Source organism: Lacticaseibacillus sp. 53-4, assembly GCF_016861805.1.
Taxonomy (GTDB): Bacteria; Bacillota; Bacilli; order Lactobacillales; family Lactobacillaceae; genus Lacticaseibacillus.
In genome coordinates this window covers 1-25,949 of sequence record NZ_BOLT01000001.1, presented here as the reverse complement: position 1 = coordinate 25,949, position 25,949 = coordinate 1, and the positions used below count along the sequence as shown (strand labels likewise).

Below are 25,949 nucleotides of genomic sequence, written 5' to 3'. Positions count from 1 at the left end.
AGCTTGCCGGTGCGTTTTTGTTCGCGGTCAACTAGTCGTGATTGACTAACTGACACCAAGGCAGTAGAATATTCCTGATTATTCATAACTTATATGCAAAAGTCATTCTCATGGCAGGAGGTAGCAGGCATGAATTATGGTTATGCACGGGTCACATCAGCAGCTCAGACAGTTGGTCAGCAGGTTGCGCAGCTCAAAAAATATGGCGTTGATCAGGTTTTCAAAGAAAAATACACCAACAAGCGCGTGAATCGGCACCGCCTCAATTCATTGCTGAACCAGGTGCGGCAGGGTGACACGATCACGGTGACGAGACTGAGTCGGCTGACTGCCAGCCCGAGCGAGGCACTGAATCTGATTAAGACGTTGCGGGAAAAAGGCGTTGCCCTCAACGTCCTTAATTTAGGTGTGATCGACGACACAATCGTTGGGCGGCTGACTGTTAGAATTTTGGCGGCAGTCGTGGAGATGGAAAACACCGGCATTGTTGAGCGCACCCAGGCGGGCAAGGATTTTGCTAAGGCGCACAACCCCGACTATCGTGAGGGCCGCAAGCCGGCACTCACACCAGAGCAAACGCGCAAGATGCTCCAACTGATCGACGAAGCCGGCAAGTCGCAGGCTGAGGTCGCCAAGCTGCTCGGTGTTTCGCAGTCGACGATCTCGCGAGCCTATCGAACTGAAAAGCTAACGATTCAGGCGTATGCGGAAGATGGCGGTATCAGTGCAGCCAGCGCCTATGACCGCCTGGGTGAAGGCGGTCGGGCAATTGTTGCACAAGCTCAGGCGGATGGTAGTTGGCCTGTTGAAGACCCGATTTATGATCAAAAGCCGGCGGGGGTTGACGACGTGACAGCCGCCGAAAGGGCCAAGATGGCCGCCCAGATTGAAAAGTATTTTGGTGACCCGGCTAAGGGCGGCGAGTCCACTCCCAAATAGTGGCTAAAATACGAAGCTGGAGAATTAGCTTGGGTTTGACAGTTTCCGGCCATTGACTCGGCAGGTTTTTGTTCAGAAACTAGTCGTTGCTATCATAAAATCTTCATAATTTAATAGCGGGTATTTCGTACCCGTGCGAGATACTGTCTGTGTACTGAATGTGCACCTGGAATTCTAAACAATGCAATTCTGACTCAAACAAAAACGCCATAAACCCGTTCTCACGGTATTTATGGCGTTTAATACAAACCAATACTCACTAACAATGGAGACGAGGGGAATCGAACCCCTGTCCATCAGCCTTCCTACCAACAGCTCTACACTCATAGTGCGCCTACTTCGGATTTCGCATTGCGCGAGCGCCGACGCGCAGGGCTAACGGCACAATGCTAACCTGATTATCTCTTGGCCGCGCCTTCAGGTGGGAAGGCGACCCGTAGCACTATTGATTGAGACCCAGATCCGGCGCTAGTGCGACACCGGGAGGATCACGCTAAAGACTGTTGTTAGGCAGCCAGAGCGTAAGATGATTCATTATTGTTTGCAGTTAAAACTGTGTTCCGTTGATGACGGAGCCGAGCCTCCGGAGTGCACCACTGGCGAAACGACCAATGTCGAGACCATTACGTCCCCATAACTCGCAAACTACATCCTATCACGCTGTTAAAACCTTTGTCAAAGAACTGTGCAGCGTGCTACGCTGGAATTATAATGAGATAGTGAACGACTAATTAGAAGAGGCTGTTAAATGAAAATCTTGATGATCGAAGATAATGAAAGTGTTGCCCAGATGATGGACATGTTTTTTAAAAAGGAGCAGTGGGAGGTCGACAATGCCTACGATGGCGAGTCCGGTCTGGCCATGTTTAAGGCGGCGCCGGACTCCTTCGACATCATTACGCTGGACTTAAACCTGCCGAAAATGGACGGCATGGAGGTGGCCCAGGAGATTCGGAAGCTGTCCAAAACCGTACCGCTGATCATGCTGACGGCGCGGGACTCCGAAAGCGATCAGGTGCTTGGCCTGGAGTTGGGCGCGGATGACTACGTGACCAAGCCGTTTTCGCCAATCACGCTGGTGGCGCGCATCAAGGCGCTGCATCGCCGGGCAGAGACCGTCGAGCCGGCCGCGGCAGAGCAGCAAAGCGAAGGCGACTTTGACGTGGTCACGGATCACTTCAAGCTGAGCACGAAAACGCGTGAGGCCTTCCTGGACGGCAAGGAGATTGACGGCCTAACCCCTAAGGAATTTGACCTGCTCCACACCTTGGCGGCGAACCCGAAGCAAGTCTTTTCTCGTGAGCAGCTGCTGCAGCTGGTTTGGGACTATGAGTATTACGGTGACGAGCGGACCGTGGATGCGCACATCAAAAAGCTGCGCCAGAAAATCGAAAAGGCCGGGCCGCAAATCATCCAGACGGTCTGGGGAGTCGGGTATAAGTTTGACGATTCCGGGTTGGACCAGTGAAACTGCTCTATCAACAGATGCTGGCGTTTTTCGGCGTTCTGATCGTCGCAATGGCGATTATTTCGGTGATGTTCATTCGCTCGACCTCAAGCACGGTGTGGCAGAACAGCTTTGATCAGCTGGAGGAATACACCGACGTGCTCAAGGATCACGCGGTGGATCCGAACACCTACTTGATCAACACGGAATTTATCGCCCACTCCGAGGAGATTCTGAAGAAGCAGAATGTCCACTTCATGATCTATGATGCCACTAATACTGTGCGCTATCCGCAAACAGCTGAGGGTCAGGCCACCGCGATCGCGGGTAAGTACTGGAAGCAGCTGGAAAATGGCGACGCCGTGGCGCTGCCGGAGCTCACCACGAACCCGCGCAACGGCAAACAGCAGAGCATGACCATTTACTACAAGCCAGTCTTTTTGTCTGGCAAGCTGCTGTTTGTGATCGCAGCCTTCGCGCCGGTCGATAACATCCAAAGCTCGCTGCGCCGAACTGAGTATAATTTGTTCATCGCCTTTTTGCTGTCGCTTTTGGTCGCCATTGTCCTCAGCTATGTGTTGGCGCGGTACCAGGTCAACCGGATCAACCGGTTGCGGCAGGTCACGCACCAAGTCGCGGAAGGCAATTACGATGTCGATGTCAAGATCAACAGTCGCACGCATGATGAGGTTGCCGGTCTAGCCGACGACTTTCAAGACATGGTCGGCTCGCTTCGTGACAGTCAGGCGGAGATCCACCGCCAAGAGGAGCGCCGCCGCCAGTTCATGGCTGATGCCGCGCATGAGATGCGCACCCCGCTGACGACCATCAACGGCCTGCTGGAAGGGCTGGCCTACGATGCGATTCCTGAGGAAAGTAAGGGCGAGTCCATTCAGCTGATGCGCAATGAAACCAACCGGCTGATTCGCCTGGTCAACGAAAATCTGGACTACGAGAAGATCCGGACTAACCAGATTTTGCTGAAGAAACAGACGTTTAACGCGACCGAAGCGTTGGGCGAGATCAAGGTCCAGCTCAAGCAGAAGGCGGAAGACGCCAAGGATAAACTCGTGCTCAAGGCCAGTCCGGACGTTCAGGTCTACGCGGACCGTGACCGGTTTGTTCAGGTGATGGTCAACATCATCCAAAATGCGATTCAGTTCACTCAAAACGGGACGATCACGGTCACGGCCAAAACAGGGTACCATCAAACCGAATTGAGCGTTGCCGATACCGGCATCGGGATGACTGAAGACCAGGTTAAAAACATCTGGGAACGTTACTACAAAGCCGACCCATCCCGGAAGAACACAAAGTACGGCGAATCCGGGTTGGGGCTCGCCATCGTGCACCAACTGGTCACGCTGCACGGCGGCACAATCGATGTGCAGTCCAAGCAGGGTGAGGGGACGACCTTCACCGTTGCTTTCCCGGACCAGGAGACTGCGCCGAAGCAGGCGCCCATTACGCATACGAAATAAACAGACACCCAAGCGCACTTCAGTTGGCTTGGGTGTTTTCGTGGTTTAGGCCGGACTTTCTGTGCGCAACTGTTCACCACACGTGATACAATAGGGCTATTTGATAGGGAATCGAGGATTTACTGTGGAAAAATACTATATCGTCGATAGTTCAATTTTGCCTGACGTGGTTGAGAAGGTCATCGCGGCCCGGACGATGATTGAAAACGGTCAGGTCCGCCAGGTTTCAGAAGCGGTCAAGCAGGTGGGCATCTCCCGGGGGACTTATTACAAGTACAAGGATTATGTGTTCCTGCCTGACGCCGGTCTGGCTCAGCGCAAGGCCGTGATTTCGCTGATGCTTCACCATGATCGCGGGATCCTGTCTGAGGTCTTGACGACGCTGTCCAACGCCGATGCGTCGATTATCACCATTAACCAGAACATTCCGATTCACGACTGGGCCAGCGTCGTGATTTCTTTCGATATCAGTAACCTGACCGGCACGGTTGACAGTCTGCTCGCCGCCTTGAAAAAGTCGCGCGGAGTGACCGATGTGACTCTGATCTCAGTGGAGTAGCGCCAAATCGTTAGATTAAACTTGCAAGTGAATTTAATGAGGTATATTCTAATTTGCAAGTACAAACGTGGGTTATGGGAGTGACCTGCGTTGTCTGAGACGATTATTGTCGTTGGGGGGCTTTTCTGAATGAGCCGGATTGTGAAGCTGTTTTGTGGTGTTTTATTCGCACTGGTCGCGGTACTGCCGGCGCTTTTGCTGGTGGCAATGATTCTACTGATCTCGGTGGTTTTTGCGGGGGTCAGCGCCCCGATTGCCTTGGGGCTGGTACCGCCGCTGCTTGTTCTGGGACTGATTGGTGTCCCGCTGCTTTCGGCGCTTCTGTTGGTGGGCCTCTGGTTTGCCCATTTTCATCAGGCGACGCTGCATGTGCTGGATAACGGGGTCAAGCGTGAGCTGACAATCAAAATCAACTTGACCGGTCGTCAAATCTTGCGCCAGCTGCAAAATGAGACCGTCATCGCACATCACCACGGGGGCAGCTGGTTTTCCGCCTTCGACCACGCCCTTGAAGGATTCTTTCACGACGAGCTGCGCGACTACCTGCTGCATCAGGTCAGCGAGCAGTACGGGCTGGACGTTGAGGAAGTCATGCGCCTGGCGGATGACCAGGATTACCATTTCTCACTTTAACTGAAAACGCGGCTGAGCCATAAAGCGGTTTTAGCCCAAAACACAAGGGCCTCTGAGCCGCGGTTCGTTCTTAGAATCGCGATGCAGAGGCCCTTGTGTACTTGGACGTTGATTTATTATGTCTGGCGCCGATTTTGGGTTCTCATTCGTAGCTGTTGCCGCCGTTGTGGCCGCCGACCAGGCTGGCCCGCTGAATCGCGGTGCCGCCGCGCAGTTTACTTTTGGCGTAGACGACTGCCGTGAAACCAAATTTCGTGCGCAGTGTGTCCACTGTGCGGGCCAAATCGGTCGTGCGGACCTGCTCGGCCACCGGTTGCAAAAGACTGAGCTGCTCGCCGGTGTCTGGACCCAGCCGGCCCGTGTACACGGCGATGTTGCGGATCACCTCGCCATGCCAGTAGCGGCGAAACAGCATGATCAGGGCTTCGTTCAGCTCATCGTTGCGATTGGTGGGGAAAATGCGCAGTGCGTGGCTGAAGCCGCTTTTGCCTGAAGCCTCTGCGGCCGCATAGGAAAAGCCAATGCCGAGGCTGATGCTGCCGGCCTTCTTGTGATGATGGCGGAGCCGGGCGGCCACCTGCTCACCGATTTCCTTGATCACCAGCTCGATTTCGCTTTGAATCGCGTAGTCGCGTGGCAGCACTTGTGAGTTGCCGATGCTTGGTGCTCTAGTCACCACGCGCTTGGCGATGGTGGTGCGATCGATGCCCCAGGCCAGGGCAAACAGCTGCTGGCCGATGATACCCATTTCCTGTTCCAGTAGGTAAGGGTTAGCGTGCGCCAGCTCGTAAATCGTGGTAATGCCCAGCCGCCTAAGATGCGCGGCGGTGCGGTCGGCGATGCTCCACACGGCAGTCATGTCGTCGATCGACCACAGCTTTTCCGGTACCGTGGCGTAGGAGATCTCGCCAATGAGATCCGGCTGATGTTTGGCGTACACATCCAAGGCAATCTTGGCCTGGACCGGATTTTCGCCAATGCCGACGGTGGTGTAAAGGCCCAGCGCATGGTACACCGCCTTCTGGATGCGCTTGGCGACTTCCCGTGGCGTCTTGCCAAAAAGGCGCCAGGAGTGCGTGAGGTCCAGCACCGACTCATCGATCGAATACGGCCACAGGTCCGAATCGGCGACGAAGCGGCGAAAGATGTCGTTGATCTGCAGATTGCGCTGGATGTAGAGGTTCATGCGCGGCGGGACCACCATCAGGTTCGGGTCATCGGGCAGGTCGCGCTGGCGGCTGACGTTTGCCTGCAAGCCGTACTCTTTCTTCGCGATCGGCGAGGTGGCCAGAATCAGGCCGCCGTTGGTATTTTCCTGCTCAGACATGACGACTAAGGCGACCTTCAGCGGGTCCCAGCCGCGGGCGACCGCCTCAACGGAAGCGTAGAAGGATTTATTATCGATTAAAAAAACGACCCGGTGCGGCTCGTTTGCATAAATAGACGGTTCACTCATCGCCAATCACCTCGAGGTTCATTATACGAACAAACGTTCTATTTTGGCAAGCAATTTGATTCGCAGTGAGTGCTATAATTTTAATGTTCAGATTAAAAAATGAGGTGAAAGAATGTCAGTATTAACAGATTCATACACCCTGCCAAATGGGGTCAAGATCCCGCAGGTCGGCTTTGGGACCTGGCAGATTCCTAATGGAGACAAGGCTTATCAGGCGGTGACTGAGGCGTTGCGCCAGGGTTATCGGCACATTGATACGGCCCATGGCTACGGCAACGAGGAAAGCGTGGGCAAGGCGATCCGCGATTCTGGGATCCCTCGCGATCAGATTTTCGTGACCTCGAAGCTTCCGGCAGGTGCGAAGACGGCGGAGGCAGCACAACAAGCCTTTGCGGAGTCCATGGCGCGGCTGGACCTCGGCTACATCGACATGTACCTGATCCACGCCCCGTGGCCGTGGGAGGAGTTTGGGGCCGACTACCGGGTGCAGAACCGGACGGTGTGGGCCCAGATGGAATCCTTCTACACCAGTAAAAAAGTGCGTGCGATTGGGATTTCTAACTTCAACGTGCGCGACCAGGAGGACCTGTACGCGCACTGCAAGATCAAGCCAATGGCGCTGCAGCTGCAGTATTACATCGGTTTTACCGAAGATGACAACGTCCAGTGTGCTAAGGAGAACGGCCTGTTGGTCGAGGCCTTTTCACCGCTGGCAACCGGCTTCTTGCTCAACAATGATGCGGTCAAAACCGTGGCTGCGCATTACGGCACCGGGGTGGCTCAGGTGGCGATCCGCTACGTCCTGCAAAAAGGGCTCCTGCCGCTGCCAAAGGCGACCAGCCCGGCGCACATTAAAGCTAACACCGAGTTGGACTTTACGCTCAGTGCTGAAGACATGAAGACGCTGGACAGCCTGAAGGACACCGCACCAGGTGAGGACAATAACCGGTACTGAGACAATAAAAAACACGCCTGATTTTTAGGCGTGTTTTTTGGTGCCATCTGACGCGGCTGCCAAGCTGGGGGCGCGGGTGAAGCTGTGGTCTGGATGGGCGTCGATCAAGCTTTGATCGGCCGTGAGAATCACAAACCGTGAGTGGGTGCCTGCCAGCGCCTGGTTGGCGAATCTCAGAAAGGCACGCGTCTCGGTCGGCACCATTACGGCGGGCAACCCTTTGGCCAAAATCACGGACCGTTTGCCCATGAGGCCGCGGAAGAATTGGACATAAAGACTTTCCGCTGGGGTCAGCTGGCTTGCGGGCTGATCTAAGAACAGGGTGTCTTGGCGCAGCGCTTCGGGCAGCTGGTTCAGGGCCGGGCCGCGACTGTTGATGAGCAGGTTGGCGCGGACCGACAGATAGGGCACGATGCCGGTGTCGGTTTCATCGACCAGGGCCAGCGCCTTGGTGCAGCCGCCGCTGACAAAAGCCTGGGTGTAGGCGGCGAACGTCTGACTCAGCGAGTCAGCGGAAACAAAGACAAAACTGGTGGTTCCCGGCGCGAAGAGGGTCTGAACATGATCGCGGAAACTTTGTGCCATTTGGGGATGAAAAAGCGTCATAGACAAGGCTCCTTAAGAATTGACTTGATCGGTTGAAGACGCGGTGTGCAGCAGCTGCCGCCTGAGTAAACTCAATTCGGCAAGCGCGGCAGTACCTTGCCCTAAAATAATCGTGCCACACCCGGTCAGCAGGGTCGGGACAAAGCCATAAAGTTGGTGCGACGGCTGTGGGGCATTCGGCGGCGGGCCAGGAAAGAAGAGCCCGGGGCCGGTAAACTCAGTCAGTTTGTGCTCAAACAGTGCCTTGAGGCTTTGGGTCGCCGTGCTGCTGGACACCGTGCGGCTGAACTCGGCGGTCAGTGCGTTGCGGCTTTGCGTCATCAGCAGGTGATTGAGCGAGTCGCTCAGCAAGAATGTGACCAATCCGACGAACAGGAAGGCCCCGACAAACACCAATAGGCTTTCCACCACGTATTGGGCAGCGACGTCAAACGGACTTTTGCCCAAGATCAGGTAGGTTTCCGACTCTGCCCGCCGGTTGTGTGCGGACCACCAGCCGAAGCCAAAACTCAGCAGCAAGGTGATCGCAACTGCCAGCCACCACGTAGCCACATACCGGCCATCAAGGGAGGCATAGCCGGCCTTGACGGCTTGCACGACTCGGCTGGAGGTCGTCTGCCCATTGGTCGTCAGCATCTCCAGGCGGTTGAGAAAGCCTTGGCGCATGTTGGCATTGGCGTGGCGAAGCGTCCATAACGCCAGACTGGTGAGACAAAACAGGGCGGCAAGCAGCAATTCGCCGAAGTAAATGCGTTTACGATATCGAATGGCACTGGTTACGCGCTCCATGAACCGCATGCTTGTCACCACCTTTTGACTCAAAGTATAACGGGCAGTTTTGAACAAAGTGTGAAGCCGACGCGAAAAAGTGGGTGTCAAAAAAGGCCCTGATTCACATCAGAGCCAAACAAGGTTATTTGCCGGTTTGCTTGGATGGCCGGACCTCGCCATTGGCTTGGTCGGCAACCTTGGCAGGGTAGCTGCTGAGCACGCTCGAATCATTTGCGACCTCGGGGGCGTCAGTGCTGAAGTCAGACATAGTTGACTGGTCATTGTTTTGGCTGAACACCGAGGTCGACTTTTTCCCGGCCTGTTGCTCCACGTGCATCATTTGCGCCAAGCTCTGCGAAAAGTCGGCCTGGGCCGGGTTGACCGGGGTGTAGCCTTTTGGCACGTAAAAGCGGAGCAGATTTTTGTTGGCGAGGGTGTCCGAAAGCGCCAGCTCCTGATCGACGTGCTTTTGTTTTGCGTCAATTTTGGCCTGCTCAGCGGCTGGCAGGCTAACCAGTTGGCCGGTTTTATTGTCATAGACACTGCCGCTGAGCACGGTGTAGCGCGGGGTGACAAAGTCATGGTCGCGAAAGGCGACGGTGGTGTCATGCTGCGGGGAAAGCAGATCGGTGCCGAATTGGACAAAATGCTGCGTGTTCACACCAAGCAGGTGGAGCAGTGTCGGCAAGACGTCGATCTCGCCGCCGTAGGTGTGGTTGATGCCGCCCTTGAGCCCCGGCATGTGGAAAATCAAAGGCACGCGCTGGAGCTGAGCGTTGTCGAAGGCGTCCCAGTCGTCTGCAGTGGCGTCGTTGGTGAGCTTGGCGGCCGTGGGATTGGCGTCCGGCGTCAGCATGGCGGCGAGGTTCTTGTTGCGGTCGTCCGACAGGCCGTAGTGGTCACCGTACAGCATGACCAGCGAGTTTTTCTCCAGCCCAGACGTTTTCAGGTAGGTGAAAAACTCTGCCAGCGCTTGGTCGAGGTAGTGGGCGGTTCGGAAGTAACCTTTGATATAGGCGTCATCGGTGTTGGCCTCGGGAAAATCGGAATCCTGATCGGTGATGAAAAACGGGTAGTGATTCGTCGTCGTGATGACCTTGGCGTAAAACGGCTGCTGCAGGTGTTCCAAGTACTTGACCGTCTCGCCGAATAGCAGCTTGTCCTTGATGCCATAGGCGGTCCGGGTGTTGGCGTCATGATTATAGAAATTGCCATCAAAAAAGTAGTTATACCCAAGGCTCTTGTACACGTTGTTGCGGTTCCAGAAGGTGCCCACGCCGCCGTGGAACACGGCACTGGTGTAGCCGGCGTACTGCTGCAGCAGGCTGGGCGCACCCTGGAAGGTGTTATCCGTCCCGAGCGCGGAAAATAGCGAGCCAGAGGCCAGCCCAAACGTACTGGTTTCGAGCATGTTCTCGGCGTCGGAGGTCTTGCCGGGCCCGACCTGATGGTAGAAGTTATCAAAGCTCAGCGTGTCCTTCTGCTTGATCAGCGAGTTTAAAAACGGGGTGACCTCTTGGCCGTCCACCTTTTGGCCGATCAGGAATTGCTGGAACGACTCCAGGTGGATGATGATGACATTTTTGCCTTTCGCCGTGCCTTCGTAGCTGACGTTAGGGGCGGCGTAATGGCTTTGGGTGTACTGCAAAATTTTGTCCATGTCGGCGCTGTCGGCGCTGGCGCGCACCTGATTGTTGCGCGCGGTTTGGAAGCCATCGTAAGCCGTGAACGGCACCAACCCCAGGTACTTGACGGTGTAATTATGATCGAAGTTGCGGGTCAGCAGCTGGGGCCGGTTCAATTCGCTGACTGCCATGGTGACGCCAAAAAAAGCGACGGCGACCAGTGACACGGCCTGGGCGAGGTGATAAGCGACTGGACGGGGGTCCAAAGTGAGGCCAAAGTGAGGCCACTGCGGGGATTCGTGGTGAATGTAGCGCCAGAGGTTGCGCAAGCCGTAAATCAGGTAGGCCAAGACCACCAGCACGACGTCGAGCCAGTAAACTAAGTCGCGTGGGGTCAGCATGTTTAAGGTGCTGGTGCCAAGCCCCTGACTCACCTTGGAGACGCCCAGCATCGTCTGCACCGTCATGAAATCGCTGAATTCTCGGTAGTACAGGACATTGGCAAAGACCAAGATGGTCAGCAGCACGTAGACCACGATTGCCAAGGCGTAAGCGCGACGTGGTTTTTTAAGGTAAAGGGCCAGGCCCAGCAGGAAAGCGGCGATGCCCAGCGGATTGATCAGTTGCAGCACTTGCTGCAGCAGCCCTTCGGCGCCGAGCGTGAAGTCGACGTAATAAGCGAACTCCGTCTTTACCCAGAGCAAGGTCAATAAGATGATCAAAAACCCTACTCGGGTCGTTCTAAGCCGGTTGCTCAGGTCTTTCACGGCGCGCCTCCTTACAGAATAGTCGCTGTCATTGTACCTGTATGAGCGAAACGGGGCAAACAAGCAGCCGCCAAAGTGATTTTTTGTAAGAATGATTTAAACCCTTGAGGCTGATCAAGAGGGGCTGGCCCGCATTGCTACAATCAAGTTAAAGAAACAAAAACGGAGGCAGCCATGCTATTTCTGGGCCCATTATATCAATATGCCCAATCACGGCTGGCAGGGCACATCAATCATTGGCCACTGGTGAAGCTGGCGATTTATAGCTTGGACAAGACCCTGTTCTACTTGCTGATTGCCTTGGTCCTGCGGTGGGGTTACTTGCGGCTGCGGCACCAAAAGCCGCGGCTGCGCGGGGAGCTGCGGTGGTTCTTTTTCACCGGCTATCTACTGCTGCTCCTGATGCTGACGGTGTTTCGGAATCACTACTTTCCTTGGCAGTGGCCGGTTTATCTGCATCGCCCCCTCAGCGACATTAATTTTGTGCCGTTGGTCAACACGCTTAAATTGCGGTTCGGCAGTCCTGTCGATTTGTGGTATCAGTCGCTGGGCAATGTGGTTTGGTTTTTACCCTTCGGCTTTGGTCTGCCAGCGATGACCAAGCACCGCCTGCGGCCATTTGGGGTCGTTTGGCGCGCGGCTTTGCTGTCTGTTGTCATTGAGGCACTGCAGTTCGTGCTGTACACCGGGGTCGCCGACATCGATGATGTGATTTTTAATACCCTCGGCGGGCTGCTGGGTTATGGCATCTATCGGTTCCTGTTTGGCCGGGGTAAACGGCAATGACGGTCTGAGAAGACCGTTTTTTTTATGAGATTTTCTGAAAGCAGGTACGGCTTTTTACATTTGGTGAAAAAATCGATTGTGCAAGCGCTGATTTGAAAAAAAGTTTGGTTCCGGGGGTATACTGTTTGCAGACACGGATTAACCTCACGCTTTGCGGCGGGTCACCGCCGTCCCCAGCTTGTCTGCAACCGGCTTCAGAAACCGTTTGCGGCCATGCCTGCAAGGACGTGTAGGGTTGTGCTGAAAACGAAATCACGATAGACTGAATACTTGTGTCTTTAACTATTTGCCCAATATTCAATTCATTAATAAGGAGACGACTCATGGGAATTATTATCGCGCTGATCCCCGCGATTGCCTGGGGATCAATTGGTTTGGTCAGCGGCAAACTCGGTGGAAACGCCTATCAACAAACGCTGGGGATGACCTTTGGGGCCCTGGTTTTCGGTATTGGCACCTTCATCGTGGCGCAGCCAACGCTCGATGCCCGGGTCTGGCTGTTCGGTATTCTGTCCGGCCTGTTCTGGAGTCTTGGTCAGAGCCAGCAGTTCCAAGCCATGAAGTATATCGGGGTGTCGCTGACCGTCCCAATGTCCACCGGCATGCAGCTGGTCGCTAATACCTTGGCCGGGGCCTTGCTGTTTGCAGAGTGGCAGACGACCAAAATGGTCGTGCTGGGGCTGCTTGCCCTGTTTGCCCTGATCGCCGGTGCGGTATTGACGTCGCGCACGGAAAAAACGGGTGAGGCAGGCATCACCAATTACAGCGCCGGGATCCGCACGCTGATCATCTCCACTGTCGGCTACGCGGGGTACACGATTGTCGTCAAAGCGGCCGCGCTTGGCGCCAGTGCCGTGGTGCTGCCGCAGGCGGTCGGCATGGTCATTGGCGCCTTGCTCTTTTCGATCGGCCATCACGCCTTTTCCAAAGCAACCGCAAAAAATGTGGTCACGGGGTTGCTTTGGGGCACCGGGAACGTCTTCATGCTGATGGCGATGGCCGATGTTGGCCTGGCTGTCGCATACTCCTTATCGCAAATGGGCATCGTGATTTCCACGTTTGGCTCGATCTTCCTGCTTGGGGAGAAGAAGACCCACAAGGAAATGATTTGGATTGCCTGGGGGTCAGTGCTGATTATTGCAGGCGGCGTTCTTTTAGGTATCATGAAGTAGTCTTAACTGTTCTGCGCGGGCTTGTTACCTGCGTAGGACTTTTTACTTTTGCTAGCCGCTTTCTTGCTTTTTAGCAGGGCGATGCTTAAAGTTGGAGATGTCAAAGACAATAGGAGGAACTCATTAAAATGGCTCACATTTCATTTGATTCATCGAAGCTTTCAAAGTTTGTTCACGAGAACGAACTGGGCGAAATGCAGGCAATGGTGACTGCTGCAGACAAAGAACTGCGCGAAGGCACTGGCGCCGGTAACGATTTCCGCGGGTTCTTGGACCTGCCAGTGAACTACGACAAGGACGAATTTGCCCGGATCAAGGCTGCGGCCAAGAAGATCCAAGGGGACTCAGAAGTCTTCGTTGCGATCGGCATTGGCGGCTCATACCTGGGCGCTCGCATGGCCGTTGATTTTCTTTCCCACACGTTCCGCAACTACGAACCAGGCCGTAAGCTGCCAGAAGTCTACTTCGCCGGCAACTCGATTTCCGGTTCGTACCTGTCCGATCTGATTGACATGATCGGCGACCGCGACTTTTCGCTGAACGTCATCAGCAAGTCCGGGACCACCACCGAACCTTCCATCGCGTTCCGCGTGCTGAAGGCCAAGCTGATTGAAAAGTATGGCAAGGACGGGGCCAAGGGCCGCATTTACGCCACGACCGATCGCGCTAAGGGTGCGCTGAAGTCTGAATCAGACGCTGAAGGCTACGAAGAATTCGTTGTGCCTGATGACTTGGGCGGTCGTTACTCCGTGCTGTCCGCTGTGGGTCTGTTGCCGATCGCCGTTGCCGGCGGTGACATCGACCAGCTGATGAAAGGTGCCGCTGATGGCCGCGAAGCCTATTCCGACGCCGACCTCAGCAAGAACGAGGCTTATCAGTACGCGGCATTGCGCAACATTTTGTACCGCAAGGGCTACACCACTGAACTGCTTGAAAACTACGAGCCAACGCTGCAGTACTTCAGCGAATGGTGGAAGCAGCTCATGGGCGAATCTGAAGGCAAGGACCAAAAGGGCATTTACCCATCAAGCGCAAACTTCACCACTGACCTGCACTCTCTGGGTCAGTACATCCAGGAAGGCCGGCGCAACCTCATGGAAACCGTCGTTTGGGTCGACAAGCCGAACCACGACGTCGAGATCCCGGCAGAGCCAGGTTCCCTTGACGGTCTGGAATACCTCGAAGGCAAGAAGATGTCCTTTGTTAACCGCAAGGCTTACGAAGGCGTTGTTTTGGCCCACACCGATGGCGGTGTGCCAGTGATGACTGTCACCATTCCGCAGCAGGATGCCTATACGCTCGGCTACCTGATCTACTTCTTTGAAGCAGCCGTTGCCGTTTCCGGCTACCTGAACGGGATCAACCCGTTCAACCAGCCAGGCGTTGAAGCGTACAAAAAGAACATGTTTGCCCTGCTTGGCCGCCCCGGCTTTGAGGACATGACCAAGGAACTGAACGCACGCCTGTAAGCGATAGGCGCGTCTAGTCCACAGATGAATAAAAAGCGCTCAAGTCAAAAGCAAGGCTCACCATTTATGATGAGGCGATGCGCAAGGCTTGAGCGCTTTTTTGGCGGCGGCAAATCAGGTACGCTAAAGGTCAGGAGGGGCAGCGATGAGTGCTGAAACGAAACAGGCAAAAATGCCTAAAACGGCAGTGTCGACCAGCCGTGCCGACCGCAAACCGGCAGTGGGCGTTGTGACTTTGGCGGCGCTGGCGGGTCTTTACTGGTGGCTAGCGCGGGCAAACAAGTAACTCAGACCAATCAAAACGCCTCGTCTTTTAAGTAAAAGGCGAGGCGTTCTTGTTAGGGTATTTAGCGCAGCGCCTTGCGATACCCCGCGGCTTGCGCTTGTTGCTCGGTGGCGAAGTAGACCGCGTTGCTGGAACTCATCCGGTAGCCGGACTGGCCCGGTACGTGGTAGATGTGGGAGTTGCGATTGCCCACGATTTTGCCAGTGCTGGCGGTGTTCATGTCGCCGCTTGCGCCAGCTGCCGAGGCTTGGGCGGTTGGTGCCGCGCTCGCATTCGTACTTCCACCTTGAGGCTGCGGCGCCGTTGAGGTCTCGGCGGCGCTCACCACGCTTGTACCATCGGCGTAATTAATCGTGACGCCGGCTTCGACGTTGAATATGTAAACGTTAAAGCTCAAGCCGCTAGCCCCGATGCCTTCCGCCATCATGTGGACGCCCGAGGCGAGGAGGTTGTTGCCTTTGTATACTGGCCGCACCGAGTACCGCACATAGGCGTTCGGATTGGTTTTCATGAAGTAGGCGATGTCGTCTTCAAACCGCAACATTTCCGGTGAGTTCAGCGAGCGCGTGCCGGTCATCAGGTTCTTGGGGTTGTTGTTCTGGCCGGTGAGCTGATAGCCGATGAGGTGACTGCGGTTGTAGAGGTAGCCGCTCTTCAACTTCTTGTTGTGCCAGCCGGTGGGATCCCAGGTGAGGGGCTCCCGCTCGGCAGTTGGCATCATGGCCTTGTTCATCAAGGCTTCTGCATCAGTCGCGCGGTTGAGCCCGTCGAGGTCGGCGAATCGCTGCCAAGTGCCTTGCTGAGTGCTGAGGTCCGCGGCGGAAAAAGTCGGCCTGCCGCCGTTGACGTCGATGGTTTGCGTGCCACTGTAGGTGAGGTTGGCCAGGTCTTGATCCGCGGCGGCCTTGGCCTTTTCCGCAGCTGCCTTAGCCAGCGCCGCTTTTTTGGCCGCGGCGGCCTTGGCGGCTTTGGCTTTCGCCTTGGCCGCTGCCCGTTTCTTACGTGCCGCGGCCTGTTTGCGTGCTTTTTCCCGCTTGGCCGCTTGTTTGGCGGCATCGGCCTTGGTAGTTTGCTGCTGGCTTGTGTTGTCGGTGCTGGTACTGCTGCAGGCGGTAAGGCTGGTGGTGCCCAGCCCTAACACGACGGTCAAGGTCGTGGCGATCCTCAGCAGCCGGCGCCAGCTGCGATGCGATGATTCGGTCTTCCCCAACATGATTCCCCCTAATTAACTTCTTCTTCCATTATGCCCTTACGCCGCCGGGCTGGTCGAGTCAAACTGGGGATTTGCTGAATTAATAAAATTTTGGTCCAGGCTTTGACCGGCGCGGGCCCCCTGTGCTAGCGTTAACGTATCAATGATGAAAAGGTGATTGCATGCTTAATGTTGGCGTGATCGGACTTGGCAATATCGCGCAAAAAGCGTATTTGCCAACTTATGCAACGATGCAGGACACAGTTCAGTGGTATTTGGACACGCGTGATTTGGGGAAGTTGACCAAGTTGGCCAATCAGTTTCGGCTGACGGCGGCCGGCACGGATCTTCAGGCTTTGGACAGCCTCAAACTGGATGCGGTGATGATCCATGCGGCCACTCCGGCCCACTACACGCTGGTCAAGCATTTTCTCGAGCGCGACGTTAATGTGTACGTGGACAAGCCGCTGGCGACGACTAAGGAAGCCGTACAGGAGCTGTACATGATCGCCGCCGCACATCGCAAGCTGCTGACGGTGGGCTTTAATCGGCGGTTTGCACCGATGATCCAGGAGCTTGCCGCGCTGCCGAATAAGAATGTGATCCAAGTCGTCAAAAATCGTGTGGCCAGTCCGCAGCCCGCAGCGGAAGCCATTTTCGATCTGCTCATCCACCCGCTCGACACCGCGCTCATGCTCGCCGGTTTTCCTTCTGACCCCAAAGCGCGGTACAGTATGCACGCCGATAAAGATGGCAATCTTGAGCAGGCGACGATCACGTTTGCTGCGCAGGGGATACGGGTCGAGGCCGGGATCAACATGGTGGCCGGCGCGAATTTAGAAGAGGCCACGGTCAGCACCACTGATGGCGTGTACCGGGTGCAGGACCTCAGCCGATTGCAGGCCTACACCAAGGCTGGTGAGACCACTAAGCTGGCCCCGGACTGGCAGCCAACGCTTGAGACTCGCGGCTTTGCCCCAGCGGTTCGGGCCTTTCTGACCGCGATTCAAAATCAAACGGATAATCCGGTCGCCCCGGAAAGCAGCCGAATCACGCATCAGCTGCTTGCCGACATGGTTGCTCAGCTCCACTAAAAAACGCCCGCGGGCGTTTTTTTAGTCCGTTTTCGAAACGGCGGCTTTGATGGTCAAGATGCCGGCACTCAGCGCTAAGGCGCCAGAGACCAAGGTCAGGCCGCCCGCGACTGTGGCCAAAATGCCAAGTGGCAGGATGTGAGTTTTGCGCATGACTGAATCCCCCTTATCTGTCTTTAGTTTACCTGATTGGTTAGAAGAACGCGCGAGAATTTATCCCCGTTTCCTGGCTTGCCGAATGTGAGGCGGCACGGGCAACGGTTTTTTTTTGCGGCTTTTTCTTTGGGCAACAGACGTTATCCGTGCAATTAGGGAAACCACCATGCTAGATTTAAGTTAAACATAGTAAACAATTTATGGTAAAGATAAGGGGGAACCAATATGGAAAAGCCAATCAGCGTCCCCAAGACGCAGGCGCCGGCCAAACCCAAGAGCCGCGTCGGCTCCACCATCGTACTCGGCGTGGGCATTTTGCTCGCGCTGCTTTTCGCCGCGTCGACGGCCTATTCGGGGATGAAGGCGGGGCTCACTGTGGCGGCTGGGATTCCAGGGGCCATTATCGGCTCGGCGGTGGTCCGCGCCTTTGCCCGCAGGCAGGGGTTTGCCGGCACCAACGAAATGCAAGGAATGGCCAGCGGGGGTGAAACCGTCGCCTCCGGGATGATTTTTGTGTTACCCGCAGTCCTGTTGATCGGCGCGCAGATCAACTTCTTCGAGGCGGTATTGGTCGGCACGCTGGGCGTGCTGTTCGGGATCGGCACGGCCTCCATCGTTGAGAATCACTTGATTGTCGGCAGCAAGGATACCCTGCTGTATCCGGAAGCGATGGCGATCTCCGAGACAATCCGGGCCAGCGCGGCAGGCGGCCAGGGCATGAAAATGATGGCCTCAGGCTTTGGCATCGGGGGGCTGTTGACCATGGCGACCGGCTCGATGTTCGGCTGGATCAACAATCATTTTGTAATGTACGGTCCTAAGGATTTTAAGTGGAAGTTTGAGCTGGAGGTTAATCCGCTGCTGGCAGGGATCGGATTTATTGTCGGCATGCAAGTGGCCCTGCAGATGTTTGCTGGGTCACTGCTGGCCAACTTCGCGATTGCGCCATTGATCGGTTACTTTACTGACATGGCGGGCGGCGGCCACGAGGTCTGGAACGCGGCGGGTACCGCAGTGAGTTCGCTGGGGTTTGACGGCATTTCCGGCAGCTACAACCGATACTTGGGCGCCGGCATGATGCTGTGCGGTGGCCTGATCGGCGCAGTCAAGCTGGTGCCGGTGATCGGGCGCTCACTGAAAGTCGCGTTTGGCGGCAAGGAAAAGAGATCCATGTTTGGCATCATGCTGCTGGGCTTTGCCATTTTGTCAGTCTTTGTGCTCAGCAGTATTTTCTCCGGCAACATCATGATCGGCCTGCTTGGTGGGGGTCTGGCGATGTTGTTGGCCTTCGTCTTTGTGGTCGTGGCCGCGAACCTGACCGGCACGATCGGGACATCAAACTTACCAGTTTCCGGGATGACGATTGCCTCGCTGGTTCTGCTCACGGTGCTCTTCGTGGCCATGGGCTGGACCTCTGACTTTGATCTGCGCTCGCTGCTGCTTCTAGCCACCTTTGCGGTCACCGCAATCAGTATCGGCGGCGGTTACTCGCAAACCCAAAAAGCCACCGAGCTGGTTGGCGCGGCGCGGCCAAAGATGCAGCGGCGGTTCCTGCTGGCTGCGGTGATTGGGGTGGTGACGGTGGTCGGCGTAATCGTGGTCTTAGCGCCACAGCTGGCTGATACCAGTGCCGATGCTGCGTTTGGCCTGCCTCAGGCCAACCTGATTGCGGCTTTGACCTCGGGCATCATCACCGGGCAGCTGCCCTTCACCATCATCTTCATCGGGGTGGCAATGGGGCTGGTGATGCACTTCCTTAAGCTGCCGATCATGACAGTTGCGATTGGTTTCTACCTGCCGATGGCTACCACTGCAATCATCTTGGTCGGTGCGATTGTTCGCATGATTGTGGAAGGCAAGGGCAAACCGGCCAATCAGGAACGCGTGCAGCACGGCGTTTCGCTGTCCTCGGGCCTGATCGCAGGCGGGTCGATCATCGGCCTGACCGGGATTCTGCTGTCAATCAGCGGGGTGCTGACTCACGGCACGCCGACTGGCATACTAGCCGGAAACGGCGCGGCAGTCGCACTGCTCGCTGTGCTGGTGATTGCGATGCTGTTCTTCCTTCGTAAATCTTCTGTAACGGCGAAAACAAATAAATAATGGTGCCGGCCCGAGTCGAACCAGGCGTGTCTGACCGCTAAACGCACGCTACGAGCGGCCTTACCGGGGCTTTGCGGAATGTGACAAAATAGTTACAAATGCGCCGTGAATTTGCACCAATGTAAAAGTTGTGTATAATGGGCAACATACAAAGAAAAGAATTAGAATCTTCACGGAGCGTTTGAGGACCGGCAAGGCCACTTAAACGGCGATGTAATCGGCCCGCGAGGAATCCGAATTTTGATATAAAAGGAGGATGACGCAGATGGTCACAGTATTAGTCGGTGCAGCCGCACTCTCGGTTAACGGGTTGTGGGTCTACGCGATGTTTGATCGAGCAGGGCGGACCTGCCGTCACCAAGAAACCCCAAACATGATGGTCGCTAAGAAAAAATAGCGCATGCGAGAGGAAAAAGTACGCCGTTGCAACTTACACTGTTGCAGCGGCGTCTTTTTGTGCGGTGAAAACTATCAGCCAGTTAGTCAGGGCTTGATGTAGGCATACCCCTCGTGTTGTCTTTTGGCCAATTCGAACACGCCGGCCGGCACCACGGTCAAGCCTGGCTGCAGATCCGCTTCCGCAACGTGGTGGCTAGCCATTGCGTTGTGGCAAACTGCGACAGTGACGCCCGCGGCCACCAATGGCTTGAGGTCGATGGTACTGCCGATGGTGGCGTCGACCACCGGCGCGCCGTTGATTAGCAGCTCGACTTGGCCGCTGACGCCCGCTTCTTTGGCCGCGGCCAAGTAGTTGGGAATATTGCTCAAGACAGTCGGCCACTTGGTCGCCTCGTCAAGGTGAAAAATCGTGTCCATGTGTGTCATCTCCTTGCCGAGATTATACCGCGAATGGCCCGCGGCCGTTAGAAATTGTCGGCTTGGTGGTTGACATCCGCGCTGAATCCTGTAAACTTATAAACGTGCTTTAAAGACATTGCCCGTTAGTCAAGGGGTTAAGACGCCTGGTTCTCAGCCAGGAAACACGGGTTCGAATCCCGTACGGGTGATCAGATGCCGCAAAACGTTGTTACATCAGCGTTTGGCGGCTTTTTGTTTGGCGGCGCCAGTTTTTAACTGGGCGCACGTCACAAGGCCGCAAAAAAATCCTGCGCGGTCCGCGCAGGATTTTTTTGTTAAGCTTTCTCATTGGGCACAAACACGATTGGCCGCTGGCCATGTCTGCCTTTGATAATGTCCACGTCAAAGAAGGAAAGGGTCATGGTGGTGCCACCCGGTTCAACAATGTACTCATCGCGCAGCAGGTAGAGGCCAGCAAACACGAACATGAACAGCACCGGCACGACCTCGAGTGAGGCGTAGAAGATGTGCATCAGGATCAACGCGACTGTCGCGATGATCAGCAGCGTTAAATATTTTCCTTGCTTGCGCTCGATGTGCGGCTGGCCGCTGTATTGGGCCATCAGTTGATTTAACTTGGGCTCCCGGTACCGCCGCCCGTCGGCGCTGTGAAAGTTTTCCGTCACCACAATTTCTCCATTTCACCAAAATCAGCGTTTCGCCGCCTCATTTATAGGTGCTCAACAGGCTGGATGCCTGCGCCTTCGCGGTTGCGCTCAACGCCTGATATTCCTGGTAGGCTTTGACGTAGTTGCCTTCCGCCACGGCTTCGCGCAGCGGGGTCAGCTCACTCGTGGAAAACACGGCGGCCGCCGCAGTATTCGCCTGAGCCGCCGGCACGCCGGTGGTCGATTGAAGCAGGTGCGAAAACTTATCCTGATTGCCCGCCGCCTGGACGATGGTGCTCATTTTCGTGTTGTCCAGTGTGGTTGCGGCTTGGTCGAGTACCGCGTCAGTCGTAGGGTCGCCAGTTTTGCGCTTTTCGATCTGCTTGACCAGCTGGGCTTTCACCGCGCTGTCGGCCGGGGTGTCGTTTCCGGTAACATTCCGGTAGGTGTTGTTCAGCGGCGTAAAGAAGACCACCGCCAGCACGCCTAACACGACAATGAGGCCTAACAGGATCGCGATGACCCGTGGCCAGCGGCGTTTGCGCCTGACCCGCGGTTTTTTCTGACTCCGTCGTCTTGCTTCTCGCATCAAATCACTCCTTATATACCCACTATTATAGAACGTTCAGACGGGGCTATTTGGTAAGATTGTTTGTTTTTTCATTGGTCGCGATGTGAACGACGCGGGAAAAACGAAGATAGGCGATAAAGTGGAAGACCACGCCGGCGATCAGCAGGATGCCGGCCACCAGGTTCGAGAAGCTGGTGGCAATCATGGACAGCAGGTAAATGCTGACGCTGCGCGCGGGATCGAGCCGGATGCGCTCGTAGTGGCTGGTGATGCCGCTGCGCTCAACGGTTTGCAGCTCGGGATGATGCTCCAAGTAACGGTACAGGAGCAAAAATGAGAGTGAAATCAGCAAGGCCACTAAATCATACACGATGAACGCCAGCCGGATGTCGCTGGTATTGCCGTCGGACAGCGCCTCGATCAGCAGTACCATCGCGTAGTTGACCAGCGTCACGGTGAAGAGCACGAACAGGTTGAGGACGTTCAAGGTTCGATTGGTACGTTTGACGTACTGAAAATAGTCATGGTGAAAAAGCCAGCTGGTGCCCACGTAGAAGTATGACAACAGATACATCAAAAACAGGGGCGCCTGGTGCAGCACGACCTGGTTCAACGATCCAGGTTTAATCGTTTCCGGCTGGAATTCCAGAATCAGGATCGTCAACAGGATCGCAAAAACACCATCGCTTAGTGCGTCGATTCGCGACTTACTCATGTGTCATCACCTCGTGATAAATTTGTTCGGCTAGGTCAGAGGTCGAGTGACCACCTAGGACCTCGTCGCCAGCCAGCTGGTCCTGATCCCGCCACCAGCGGCGGAGGGTCGCTTCGCCGAAGGGAACCGCTTTGGCCCGGTCCCGCCGGGCGGCTTCTTCAAACGGCAGGTCGAGATAATATTGCCAAACGCTGGGCGCGAATGTGGCCGCCACGTCCTTGAGCATTGGGCCGTACACATCGCGGCGCAGGATACCTTCAATGATTGTGTACTGGTAATGTTGGCGACCGAACTCAGCCAGTGTTTTGATCAAAGGGACTGCTAGGGTGCCTTCGTGGTCGCTGGCGTGCAGGAGGTCACGTCGCAGCATGTCCTGATGAAGGACCAGGGTTTGGCTTTCTGGCAGTTTTGCGGCGAGCTTGTTCGCCAGGGTCGTCTTGCCGCTTGCAGAATTGCCGCGGAGAATAATCAGTTTTGCCGTCACGTTCCCACTTCCTTTTTGACTAGTATGCCGCAATTTGGGGTAAAAAAACACTCGCCGGTGATTGGCGAGTGACTGTATTGATTACAGGTTTTTGTCCATGTTGAACGTCAGCTTGGAAAGTTCCATGCCTTGCATCAGCATGCTGGCGATCTGCTTCTTGGCTTCAGCCTTGACGGCAGCGACCAGTTTGTAATTGGCCTGAGTCAGCGCGTCGGTCAGCGCCTGGCCGGTCAGGTCTTTGGTGGCCGCGTCAGTTTCTGCGATGTGAACGCGATACAGCCGGTACTGCTCGGTCAGATAGTCGCGGTTTTGCTGGATGAACTTGCTGTAGTGGCTTTCTACCAGCATGCCCAGGCTGCGGTGCAGCCAGTAGGCGGAGTCTTGATCGACATCCAATGTCATCGGTGTCTGGGAGTACGACGGGTCGGTGTCATCGGCGTTGCAGTAAAACGGCACGTATGGACTGAAGGTCGGGATGCCGATGTTCAACCACATGATGGCGGCGTGGCCAAAGTCAACGTCGTTTCTCAGTTGCAGAATATGCGAGTTCTGGGTGCGATTGAGGCCAATCGGCCGGTAGCGGAGACGGTCCGCGTCGGTCGAATCCTTGGCAAAGGGATCGTACGGGGTCTCGTTGTAGTGCGAGCCAAGGATTTGGGCAATGTCTTCGCGGGTGATCTTGTGATCAGTGTGCATGATGAAGGGCAGCTCGCCAGATTCCGGCTCCTCTGCGACTTCTGGGTTCAGGATGTGATGCGCGTACCACACACGCGGTGTGTTGTAGTGGCGGTCCTTTTCGTTGAACGTGCCAAAAATGTGGCGGAAGTTCCAGCCCTTTTGGTCCGGGTTCAGGTGATGCTGGTCGACGAAGTCCTGAATGCCATCGCTCCAGATGAAATTGTCGCTGTCGGTGAAGTCGACTTGCTGAATTGCGACCTCGTTAGCGGCGACGGCGTAGGCATCGTCGGGGATGCGCTGGGCGACCCAGTGGTGGCCAGTGACGATTTCCATGTACCAGACGTTATCCTTATCGGAAAACAAGACCGAGTTACCGGCAGGAGAGCCGTATTGTTTGATCAGCTGGCCGAGGTATTCGACTGCGTGCCGGGCGCTTTCGACGAAAGGCAGCGTCATGTTGACGATCAGGTCCTCGTCCAGACCATCTTTGACCAGGGGATCAAAGGCCAAGGCCCGCTCGTTGCCGTACGTGGATTCGGTCGCCGACATCGCGACGTTCTTTTCGTTGATCCCGGATTCTTCGTAGTCGCCGCCGTGTTCGGTGTCGACGTTTGGTACGGCGTTGTAGCGATAGCCGTTTTCCGGCAGGTCGGCTTCAAACCCGTTGAGCGGGGACTTGACGTGCAGCCCCTTTTCGCCGTGCCAGGCCGGGTGCATGTAGAAGCGGTGCGGTGCCAGCACGTGGAAGGTGTCGTCATTGCGCGAGATCATGGTGCTGCCGTCAATGCTGGCTTTTTTCCCCACCAGGATTGACGTGCAAGCAGATTCGATTTTCATTCTTACCCCTCATTTCTAATGACTGTACACCTAGTGTACGCCAAACATTCGGGCTTTGCAGTAGTGGCGAACAGGCCCGGTCACCTTCAAGTTAGCCGGCGAGAAAATTTTTCCCGGATTTAATTGACAGGGGCCGGCATTTTTCGTAAGATATTACTCGTTGCTAAGTTATTGGGTAGTAGCGAAGTGGTAACGCAATGGACTCTGAATCCATAATCATAGGTTCGATCCCTATCTACCCAATTTATAACATTCATTGGCTGTCACTGGTTATCAAAATGCCGGTTTGACAGCTTTTTTATTTCTCGAAATTGTCATTGAATATCATTGGTTTTCAACTTTATAGAGTGGCGATAGAGTGGCGAGGATTTTTGCTAGGCAGGCGGTGGCCGTCTCATTTCGGGACGGTTCTTTTTTTGGCCAAGGCGAGACTATTTTTCTCTAACAGTGATTGACAACCTTAGCCGATTTTCATATACTACTTCTTGTGCTTTGAGATATTGGGTAGTAGCGAAGTGGTAACGCAGTGGACTCTGAATCCATAATCCTAGGTTCGACCCCTAGCTACCCAAGAAAGTCGTCCATCATGGACGGCTATTTTTGTGCTTTCAGAAAATTTTATCGTCTGCTATACTATACTGCAACACATACATTAGGAAGTCTGATGACTTTCTTAGGGGGAAATAGGTAATGCTAATTGTGAAGGACCTTTTTGTTCTACTAGTAGCCATTGAGGCGTTGTTCATAATGTTTCTTGAGATGTTTGGCACCCAAACAGAAATTGCTCGCAAGGCTTTTGACTTGTCAAGAGAATATCTTACCACCAAAGAAGCAAAATCATCTATGGCAAACCAAGGACTCTACAATGGCTTCATCGGTGTAGGCTTGTTATATGCTCGATATGGGCTTAACGGTGGGGCCTCCTATCATGTTCAGATTTTATTCGTGGGTTTTGTTGTGCTTGCTGCCATTTTTGGATCACTAACAGCAAACAAAAAGATTATATTGACCCAAGGCAGCCCTGCAATTTTAGCGCTTTTGCTACTTCTATTCGTGCACTGATGGGGTCCTAGCTGGCCTTGAAATGCGGGGTTAATTGACTAAGTGACTATTGTTCCCCTGATTCTCAAAAGCAGGTCAAAAATATTGACTTGGCTAACCGAGTAAATACTTATAACCTCGTTCTGATAAGTAAGTATCAATTTGATACTTGGTCAACAAGGCTCGAAATTCGGACTCTGTTAGCTGTTTCGATATTATCAAAGCAGTCATTAAATTCCTGAGGGGGTGGCGAATCACCACCCCCTATTTATATTGCCCAGAACGACCCGTACCTCAAGGTACACTAGTTCAGCGTGCACCAGAATGCGTCTCTCAGCACACAAAAAAACGGGCATCTCTGCCCGCTAGATGAAAACGGCAAGTCACGTAGTCAGCTTCCAAAGCAGAACGATCTGCCGGTGAAGTTGTCTATTTTTGTGGCTACGGAGTACAAACGCTTCGCGATGATGAGCCACGGTCTGTAAAATGCGCCACCGGTTAGCTATGCCGTGCGTCGGTTAAAACGGATCTACCCGCTTATCGCCTAGGACTGTCTTAATTATATCATAATCTATTGGTTATCGATACTATACGTCTGCTGCGAACAAGCCACGTAGCTGCTGGATCATGCTGACCACTGAATACGGTGGTTCTTGACTC

Annotated in this window: 26 protein-coding genes, 3 tRNA genes, 1 other RNA gene and 1 pseudogene; 17 read left to right on the top strand and 14 right to left on the bottom strand. The window is 54.8% G+C overall.

Annotated features, from left to right (window positions below):
• Positions 1 to 129: 129 nt before the first annotated feature.
• On the top strand, positions 130 to 939 hold the full coding sequence (locus tag JUF21_RS00145; protein WP_203623173.1) for a recombinase family protein: 810 nt from the start codon (positions 130 to 132) through the stop codon (positions 937 to 939).
• A 263-nt stretch (positions 940 to 1,202) separates the two neighbouring features.
• Here the strand turns inward: JUF21_RS00145 and ssrA are convergent.
• Positions 1,203 to 1,572: a transfer-messenger RNA gene (gene ssrA / locus JUF21_RS00140) on the bottom strand.
• Between the two features lie 115 nt (positions 1,573 to 1,687).
• Here ssrA and JUF21_RS00135 point away from each other — a divergent pair.
• The 4 genes from JUF21_RS00135 (at position 1,688) to JUF21_RS00120 (ending at position 5,059) form a co-directional block, all read left to right on the top strand.
• A complete protein-coding gene (locus JUF21_RS00135) occupies positions 1,688 to 2,407 on the top strand; it encodes a response regulator transcription factor (RefSeq protein ID WP_203623172.1) in 720 nt (239 codons plus the stop codon).
• Positions 2,404 to 3,867, top strand: a complete 1,464-nt coding sequence (locus JUF21_RS00130) for a cell wall metabolism sensor histidine kinase WalK (RefSeq protein WP_203623171.1) — start codon at positions 2,404 to 2,406, stop codon at positions 3,865 to 3,867. The genes JUF21_RS00135 and JUF21_RS00130 overlap by 4 nt, the downstream gene beginning before the upstream one ends.
• A gap of 124 nt (positions 3,868 to 3,991) precedes the next feature.
• Complete coding sequence (locus JUF21_RS00125) at positions 3,992 to 4,426, top strand: ACT domain-containing protein (RefSeq protein WP_125756565.1); 435 nt, start codon at positions 3,992 to 3,994, stop codon at positions 4,424 to 4,426.
• Positions 4,427 to 4,555: 129 nt separating this feature from the next.
• Complete coding sequence (locus tag JUF21_RS00120; RefSeq protein WP_203623170.1) at positions 4,556 to 5,059, top strand: hypothetical protein; 504 nt, start codon at positions 4,556 to 4,558, stop codon at positions 5,057 to 5,059.
• A 142-nt stretch (positions 5,060 to 5,201) separates the two neighbouring features.
• Here the strand turns inward: JUF21_RS00120 and JUF21_RS00115 are convergent, their stop codons facing one another.
• Positions 5,202 to 6,515: a Y-family DNA polymerase gene (locus tag JUF21_RS00115; RefSeq protein ID WP_125756569.1), complete on the bottom strand. Its 1,314-nt coding sequence runs from the start codon at positions 6,513 to 6,515 to the stop codon at positions 5,202 to 5,204.
• Between the two features lie 112 nt (positions 6,516 to 6,627).
• On the opposite strand from JUF21_RS00115, the gene JUF21_RS00110 reads away from it, so the two are divergent.
• The gene (locus JUF21_RS00110; protein WP_203623169.1) at positions 6,628 to 7,470 is read left to right on the top strand and encodes an aldo/keto reductase; all 843 of its coding nucleotides are present in this window, start codon (positions 6,628 to 6,630) and stop codon (positions 7,468 to 7,470) included.
• Between the two features lie 24 nt (positions 7,471 to 7,494).
• Here the strand turns inward: JUF21_RS00110 and JUF21_RS00105 are convergent, their stop codons facing one another.
• The 3 genes from JUF21_RS00105 to JUF21_RS00095 all read right to left on the bottom strand — a co-directional run bounded on the left by JUF21_RS00105 (position 7,495) and on the right by JUF21_RS00095 (position 11,230).
• Positions 7,495 to 8,076 carry a branched-chain amino acid ABC transporter ATP-binding protein gene (locus JUF21_RS00105; RefSeq protein ID WP_203662443.1) on the bottom strand — a complete coding sequence of 194 codons (582 nt, stop codon included), beginning with the start codon at positions 8,074 to 8,076 and terminating at the stop codon, positions 7,495 to 7,497.
• Between the two features lie 12 nt (positions 8,077 to 8,088).
• On the bottom strand, positions 8,089 to 8,874 hold the full coding sequence (locus JUF21_RS00100; RefSeq protein ID WP_203623167.1) for a hypothetical protein: 786 nt from the start codon (positions 8,872 to 8,874) through the stop codon (positions 8,089 to 8,091).
• Positions 8,875 to 8,989: 115 nt separating this feature from the next.
• Complete coding sequence (locus JUF21_RS00095; protein ID WP_239061417.1) at positions 8,990 to 11,230, bottom strand: LTA synthase family protein; 2,241 nt, start codon at positions 11,228 to 11,230, stop codon at positions 8,990 to 8,992.
• Positions 11,231 to 11,413: 183 nt separating this feature from the next.
• On the opposite strand from JUF21_RS00095, the gene JUF21_RS00090 reads away from it, so the two are divergent.
• From JUF21_RS00090 to JUF21_RS00075, 4 genes are all read left to right on the top strand, one after another.
• Positions 11,414 to 12,025: a VanZ family protein gene (locus JUF21_RS00090; RefSeq protein ID WP_125756577.1), complete on the top strand. Its 612-nt coding sequence runs from the start codon at positions 11,414 to 11,416 to the stop codon at positions 12,023 to 12,025.
• A gap of 323 nt (positions 12,026 to 12,348) precedes the next feature.
• Positions 12,349 to 13,197, top strand: a complete 849-nt coding sequence (locus tag JUF21_RS00085; RefSeq protein ID WP_203623166.1) for a GRP family sugar transporter — start codon at positions 12,349 to 12,351, stop codon at positions 13,195 to 13,197.
• Positions 13,198 to 13,325: 128 nt separating this feature from the next.
• Entirely contained in the window at positions 13,326 to 14,666 is a 1,341-nt protein-coding gene (locus tag JUF21_RS00080) for a glucose-6-phosphate isomerase (protein WP_203623165.1), read from the top strand.
• A gap of 145 nt (positions 14,667 to 14,811) precedes the next feature.
• Entirely contained in the window at positions 14,812 to 14,952 is a 141-nt protein-coding gene (locus tag JUF21_RS00075; protein ID WP_203623164.1) for a hypothetical protein, read from the top strand.
• A 61-nt stretch (positions 14,953 to 15,013) separates the two neighbouring features.
• On the opposite strand, the gene JUF21_RS00070 is transcribed toward JUF21_RS00075, so the two are convergent.
• Positions 15,014 to 16,165 carry a DNA/RNA non-specific endonuclease gene (locus JUF21_RS00070; RefSeq protein WP_203662441.1) on the bottom strand — a complete coding sequence of 384 codons (1,152 nt, stop codon included), beginning with the start codon at positions 16,163 to 16,165 and terminating at the stop codon, positions 15,014 to 15,016.
• A gap of 161 nt (positions 16,166 to 16,326) precedes the next feature.
• On the opposite strand from JUF21_RS00070, the gene JUF21_RS00065 reads away from it, so the two are divergent.
• Entirely contained in the window at positions 16,327 to 17,238 is a 912-nt protein-coding gene (locus JUF21_RS00065) for a Gfo/Idh/MocA family protein (RefSeq protein WP_203623162.1), read from the top strand.
• 21 nt (positions 17,239 to 17,259) lie between these two features.
• Here the strand turns inward: JUF21_RS00065 and JUF21_RS12010 are convergent, their stop codons facing one another.
• Positions 17,260 to 17,391 carry a hypothetical protein gene (locus JUF21_RS12010; RefSeq protein ID WP_255533252.1) on the bottom strand — a complete coding sequence of 44 codons (132 nt, stop codon included), beginning with the start codon at positions 17,389 to 17,391 and terminating at the stop codon, positions 17,260 to 17,262.
• A gap of 228 nt (positions 17,392 to 17,619) precedes the next feature.
• Here JUF21_RS12010 and JUF21_RS00060 point away from each other — a divergent pair, with 228 nt between their 5' ends.
• Both JUF21_RS00060 and JUF21_RS12005 read left to right on the top strand, forming a co-directional pair.
• Complete coding sequence (locus tag JUF21_RS00060; RefSeq protein WP_203662439.1) at positions 17,620 to 19,497, top strand: OPT/YSL family transporter; 1,878 nt, start codon at positions 17,620 to 17,622, stop codon at positions 19,495 to 19,497.
• A 265-nt stretch (positions 19,498 to 19,762) separates the two neighbouring features.
• On the top strand, positions 19,763 to 19,894 hold the full coding sequence (locus tag JUF21_RS12005) for a hypothetical protein (RefSeq protein ID WP_255533251.1): 132 nt from the start codon (positions 19,763 to 19,765) through the stop codon (positions 19,892 to 19,894).
• 86 nt (positions 19,895 to 19,980) lie between these two features.
• On the opposite strand, the gene JUF21_RS00055 is transcribed toward JUF21_RS12005, so the two are convergent.
• Positions 19,981 to 20,313 (bottom strand): DsrE family protein, encoded by a 333-nt coding sequence (locus tag JUF21_RS00055; protein WP_203623160.1) that lies wholly within the window; start codon positions 20,311 to 20,313, stop codon positions 19,981 to 19,983.
• Positions 20,314 to 20,432: 119 nt separating this feature from the next.
• Between JUF21_RS00055 and JUF21_RS00050 the strand changes: the two genes are divergently transcribed.
• Positions 20,433 to 20,504 (top strand) — tRNA-Glu (locus tag JUF21_RS00050).
• Positions 20,505 to 20,630: 126 nt separating this feature from the next.
• On the opposite strand, the gene JUF21_RS00045 is transcribed toward JUF21_RS00050, so the two are convergent.
• The 5 genes from JUF21_RS00045 to JUF21_RS00025 form a co-directional block, all read right to left on the bottom strand.
• A complete protein-coding gene (locus JUF21_RS00045; RefSeq protein WP_203623159.1) occupies positions 20,631 to 20,981 on the bottom strand; it encodes a hypothetical protein in 351 nt (116 codons plus the stop codon).
• 40 nt (positions 20,982 to 21,021) lie between these two features.
• A complete protein-coding gene (locus JUF21_RS00040; protein ID WP_239061413.1) occupies positions 21,022 to 21,552 on the bottom strand; it encodes a hypothetical protein in 531 nt (176 codons plus the stop codon).
• Positions 21,553 to 21,598: 46 nt separating this feature from the next.
• Positions 21,599 to 22,249, bottom strand: a complete 651-nt coding sequence (locus JUF21_RS00035) for a TMEM175 family protein (protein ID WP_125756687.1) — start codon at positions 22,247 to 22,249, stop codon at positions 21,599 to 21,601.
• The gene (locus tag JUF21_RS00030; RefSeq protein ID WP_203662438.1) at positions 22,242 to 22,733 is read right to left on the bottom strand and encodes an AAA family ATPase; all 492 of its coding nucleotides are present in this window, start codon (positions 22,731 to 22,733) and stop codon (positions 22,242 to 22,244) included. Before JUF21_RS00030 ends, JUF21_RS00035 begins: the two co-directional genes overlap by 8 nt.
• 81 nt (positions 22,734 to 22,814) lie before the next feature.
• Positions 22,815 to 24,248 carry a C69 family dipeptidase gene (locus JUF21_RS00025; RefSeq protein WP_203623157.1) on the bottom strand — a complete coding sequence of 478 codons (1,434 nt, stop codon included), beginning with the start codon at positions 24,246 to 24,248 and terminating at the stop codon, positions 22,815 to 22,817.
• 172 nt (positions 24,249 to 24,420) lie between these two features.
• Between JUF21_RS00025 and JUF21_RS00020 the strand changes: the two genes are divergently transcribed.
• The 3 genes from JUF21_RS00020 to JUF21_RS00010 all read left to right on the top strand — a co-directional run bounded on the left by JUF21_RS00020 (position 24,421) and on the right by JUF21_RS00010 (position 25,310).
• Positions 24,421 to 24,491 (top strand) — tRNA-Gln (locus JUF21_RS00020).
• A gap of 258 nt (positions 24,492 to 24,749) precedes the next feature.
• Positions 24,750 to 24,820: transfer RNA gene (locus JUF21_RS00015), tRNA-Gln, on the top strand.
• Between the two features lie 118 nt (positions 24,821 to 24,938).
• The gene (locus JUF21_RS00010) at positions 24,939 to 25,310 is read left to right on the top strand and encodes a DUF1304 domain-containing protein (RefSeq protein ID WP_203662437.1); all 372 of its coding nucleotides are present in this window, start codon (positions 24,939 to 24,941) and stop codon (positions 25,308 to 25,310) included.
• Between the two features lie 566 nt (positions 25,311 to 25,876).
• On the opposite strand, the pseudogene JUF21_RS00005 reads toward JUF21_RS00010, so the two are convergent.
• Positions 25,877 to 25,949 (bottom strand): annotated as a pseudogene (locus tag JUF21_RS00005) (phage gp6-like head-tail connector protein); the annotation flags it as partial.

Bases quoted from the DNA above. Each gene is read 5' to 3' on its own strand.
- JUF21_RS00100 (WP_203623167.1), bottom strand. From the start codon at position 8,874: ATGCGGTTCATGGAGCGCGTAACCAGTGCCATTCGATATCGTAAACGC.
- JUF21_RS00040 (WP_239061413.1), bottom strand. From the start codon at position 21,552: ATGCGAGAAGCAAGACGACGGAGTCAGAAAAAACCGCGGGTCAGGCGC.
- JUF21_RS00010 (WP_203662437.1), top strand. From the start codon at position 24,939: ATGCTAATTGTGAAGGACCTTTTTGTTCTACTAGTAGCCATTGAGGCG.
- JUF21_RS00070 (WP_203662441.1), bottom strand. From the start codon at position 16,165: ATGTTGGGGAAGACCGAATCATCGCATCGCAGCTGGCGCCGGCTGCTG.
- JUF21_RS00135 (WP_203623172.1), top strand. From the start codon at position 1,688: ATGAAAATCTTGATGATCGAAGATAATGAAAGTGTTGCCCAGATGATG.
- JUF21_RS00060 (WP_203662439.1), top strand. From the start codon at position 17,620: ATGGAAAAGCCAATCAGCGTCCCCAAGACGCAGGCGCCGGCCAAACCC.
- JUF21_RS12010 (WP_255533252.1), bottom strand. From the start codon at position 17,391: ATGCGCAAAACTCACATCCTGCCACTTGGCATTTTGGCCACAGTCGCG.
- JUF21_RS00080 (WP_203623165.1), top strand. From the start codon at position 13,326: ATGGCTCACATTTCATTTGATTCATCGAAGCTTTCAAAGTTTGTTCAC.
- JUF21_RS00145 (WP_203623173.1), top strand. From the start codon at position 130: ATGAATTATGGTTATGCACGGGTCACATCAGCAGCTCAGACAGTTGGT.
- JUF21_RS00110 (WP_203623169.1), top strand. From the start codon at position 6,628: ATGTCAGTATTAACAGATTCATACACCCTGCCAAATGGGGTCAAGATC.
- JUF21_RS12005 (WP_255533251.1), top strand. From the start codon at position 19,763: ATGGTCACAGTATTAGTCGGTGCAGCCGCACTCTCGGTTAACGGGTTG.
- JUF21_RS00105 (WP_203662443.1), bottom strand. From the start codon at position 8,076: ATGACGCTTTTTCATCCCCAAATGGCACAAAGTTTCCGCGATCATGTT.
- JUF21_RS00055 (WP_203623160.1), bottom strand. From the start codon at position 20,313: ATGGACACGATTTTTCACCTTGACGAGGCGACCAAGTGGCCGACTGTC.
- JUF21_RS00075 (WP_203623164.1), top strand. From the start codon at position 14,812: ATGAGTGCTGAAACGAAACAGGCAAAAATGCCTAAAACGGCAGTGTCG.
- JUF21_RS00065 (WP_203623162.1), top strand. From the start codon at position 16,327: ATGCTTAATGTTGGCGTGATCGGACTTGGCAATATCGCGCAAAAAGCG.
- JUF21_RS00025 (WP_203623157.1), bottom strand. From the start codon at position 24,248: ATGAAAATCGAATCTGCTTGCACGTCAATCCTGGTGGGGAAAAAAGCC.
- JUF21_RS00035 (WP_125756687.1), bottom strand. From the start codon at position 22,249: ATGAGTAAGTCGCGAATCGACGCACTAAGCGATGGTGTTTTTGCGATC.
- JUF21_RS00085 (WP_203623166.1), top strand. From the start codon at position 12,349: ATGGGAATTATTATCGCGCTGATCCCCGCGATTGCCTGGGGATCAATT.
- JUF21_RS00090 (WP_125756577.1), top strand. From the start codon at position 11,414: ATGCTATTTCTGGGCCCATTATATCAATATGCCCAATCACGGCTGGCA.
- JUF21_RS00115 (WP_125756569.1), bottom strand. From the start codon at position 6,515: ATGAGTGAACCGTCTATTTATGCAAACGAGCCGCACCGGGTCGTTTTT.
- JUF21_RS00120 (WP_203623170.1), top strand. From the start codon at position 4,556: ATGAGCCGGATTGTGAAGCTGTTTTGTGGTGTTTTATTCGCACTGGTC.